Origin of the sequence: Mycobacterium sp., from assembly GCF_036273375.1 — a bacterium.
In the GTDB taxonomy this organism is placed as follows: Bacteria; Actinomycetota; Actinomycetes; order Mycobacteriales; family Mycobacteriaceae; genus Mycobacterium.
In genome coordinates this window covers 1-2,799 of the sequence record NZ_DASUHS010000191.1, presented here as the reverse complement: position 1 = coordinate 2,799, position 2,799 = coordinate 1, and the positions used below count along the sequence as shown (strand labels likewise).

Genomic DNA, 2,799 nt, shown 5'->3' with positions numbered 1-2,799 from the left:
CAGCCCCAGCCCGGGGGCAGGACCGAAGACCTCGCGGAGCGCGCCGGCCTCGACCTGACCTGCGATGTCCCTGCCGTCGCCGGCTGGCTCGCTACCTTTGACGGCCCGCTGGTGCTGGGCAACTATGTCTACGCTGACGGTGCGGCCAATGTCCGCCTGTCCGCTGCCGTCGACGCACTGACCATGCGCTTGCAGGCCGAGCGCGACGATGTCGCGCTCGCATTCCTCGCGACGCCGACCGACGTGTTCGCGGTCCCGGCCGAAGCGGTCGCCCAGTCCGTCCACGCCTACGCGACCCGTTCGGCAGGGATGAAACTCGTTAGCTGGCCGCTGCGGACGCTGTCTGGGGGCCGACTGCTCCGCCGCGCCTACCCGCCCGGTGCTAACCCCGGTATCAACGACAGCCTGGTGCCGCAGCAAGGACCTAACTATGTGCTGGCAAAGCGGCTGCAGCGCTGGCGCGCCACCGTTGCCCGAGAAGCCGGCGCGGCCGTGTCGATGAACGTCGCCCCACCAACACGAACCAGGTCGGTCGTGAAGAACCAGATACTGGCGGCGGCATACGCCGGCGCGCACCGGTTCGGTGTCGAGGTCTTCGAACCTGCCACAACCAAGGTGCTCATGGCCGCACTCCTCGTCCATGACCTGCACACCGGCGGTGGCCCAGCGCACCCGCATCCCTGGCAGGACGAGGCGCACGCCGCCGCGCATGGCGGGCTGTGGCGCATCGCCTACACCCCCCGCAGCGCGCTCGCGCTCGCAGCGGCACTGGGCTACCGCGGAGCCAGAAAATGATGCACCGCCCGCTCAGGCAGTACCCCGTACCATTCTGAGCGACGAAAATCCGATGAAGGTTACGCGCATCCCCGCCGTTCTGCGCGACTGACTAACTGCCATGTCGTCGCGGTCGAAACGCCCAGATACGGCTAATTTTCGTCGTTTTCAGCCGACCGGTCCTGCTCATGGCGGGCCCTGTCAACGGCGAGATCTAGGTGGCTCTGTCGCACTTTGGTGATGACGTGGACATCACAGCCCTCCATCTAATTGTCAGGTGCCGCTTTCGGCCATCTTCTGCTGCGCGTCGGCGATCGCGCCCTTGAGGGCCTGCACGTGGTGCCCCTCGGCCTCGCCGATGACTTTCTTGATGGGGCGGGTCACGGCGGGTACGACTTTGGCGGCTGCGGAGTGCGGGAAGGCGACGATCAGGCCCGCGCCGCCGACGGGGATGGTGGCCCCTGCTTGTTCCTCCAGTTTGCTGGCGGTCCTGCGGTGGAGCAGCTTGCCGGCCCCGGCGCCGATCACCGCGCCGACTGCGGTCGCGGCCAGCAGCGGCGGTGCGAACAGCCCGACCGCGAACCCGACGGCGCCCAGGCCCGCGGCACCCTCGCGGACCATGTGGTCGGTCTGCTCCACGGACAGGTTGCCTTTGAGGTCTTTGCTGACGACCACCGCGCCGTGCAGATAGCCACCGCTGGCCAGGACCGCCTCGTAGTCGTCTTGGGCGGCGTCGGTGGACAGGTAGCCGCCGATCAGTACGTCGGTCGTTTCGTCGTCGAATTTCATCGGTCCCTCCTGCTGGCCTGTGTTATCCCGAGAGTGCGTGCTTATCCCGAGAGTGCGTGACCGGCGTGGCCGTGGTGGGCGGCCGCGTGCAGCTCTTCCTCGTCGTCGGTGGACAGATGCGGCTTGACGTCGAACACGACCTTTTTGACGGTGCCGGTAAACGGGAACGGCTTTTTGTTCTCATAGCTCAGGTCGACAACCCCGCCGTTGTCGCGGCCGATGTCCATGCCCGCGTAGGCGGAGAAGCGGATCGGGACGGTGTGGTCCATGCGGCCCTTGCCGACGGGCCTGTCGTTGATGAACAGGGTCACTTCCCCGCCGGTGGCGGGCTTGGCCGCATCGGCGGCGAACTCCATCCGCACGTTCACCTCGCCAGCGGGCAGCGGTTCTTCGGCCTGCTGGCGGTAGATGAACACGCCCATCATCGCGTAGGTGTGGGTGAGCTTGCCGTCCTGGACGAACAGCGAGAACCCGCCCAGGTGGTCGGCCTCGGCCACGATCACGCCCTCGGCTCCCTCGGCCGGGATGACCAGATCGGCGCTGATCGCATACGAGTGGTTGTAGACCCGGGGGATCATGCCCGACATGATGTTCTGGACGTCGCCCCGGTACTCGACCGGGACCGCATCCGGCAGCGGCGGGAGGATGCCGAAGAACGCGGACAGGGTGGCGAGCAGGGGGAGCACCTTGTACTTTTCCGCCTCGGCCCAGAACAGCTCCTTCAGCTCGGCCACCTTCTCCGGGTGGGCGGCGGCGAGGTCTTTGGCCTGGGTGAAGTCGTCGGGCAGGTAGTACAGCTCGGCGGGCCCGGCGTCGGGGTCCCACACCCCGGGCGCATAGGGCCGCAGCGCATCGGGGGTGACCACCCACGGGATCCGCGGGGTCCTCATGGCCAGCCACCAGCCGTCCTTGTACATGGCCCGGTTGCCGATGGTCTCGAAGTACTGCTGGGTGTGACGCTCCGGCGCGGCCGCGTCGGTCAGTGAGTCCGCGAAACTCACACCGTGGAACGGCTCTTGCCCGATCCCGTCGACATGGGTAGGGGCCGGGATGCCGGCGATGTCCAGGATCGTCGGTCCAACGTCGATGACGTGGGTGAAGTGCGAGCGCAGCGCGCCCGTGCCGGTGATGCGGGCCGGCCAGTGGATGACCATCGGGTTGCGGGTGCCGCCTAGGTGCGAACCGACCTGCTTGCCCCACTTGAACGGGGTGTTGCCGGCCCACGCCCACGCGGCG

General features: G+C 67.7%; 2 protein-coding genes and 1 pseudogene. 1 reads left to right on the top strand and 2 read right to left on the bottom strand.

The window, feature by feature from the left end; translation table 11 throughout:
- A pseudogene (locus VFW69_RS17640) lies at window positions 1-795 on the top strand (hypothetical protein); the annotation flags it as partial.
- 252 nt (window positions 796-1,047) lie between these two features.
- On the opposite strand, the gene VFW69_RS17635 reads toward VFW69_RS17640, so the two are convergent.
- Entirely contained in the window at window positions 1,048-1,563 is a 516-nt protein-coding gene (locus VFW69_RS17635) for a DUF1269 domain-containing protein (RefSeq protein WP_526502930.1), read from the bottom strand.
- 41 nt (window positions 1,564-1,604) lie between these two features.
- Window positions 1,605-2,799, bottom strand: a 1,195-nt coding sequence (locus VFW69_RS17630; RefSeq protein ID WP_526502928.1) for a sulfatase-like hydrolase/transferase, incomplete at its 5' end; no start/stop codon positions are given.

Coding starts and splice junctions, on each gene's coding strand:
- VFW69_RS17635 (WP_526502930.1), bottom strand. CDS start 1,563: ATGAAATTCGACGACGAAACGACCGACGTACTGATCGGCGGCTACCTG.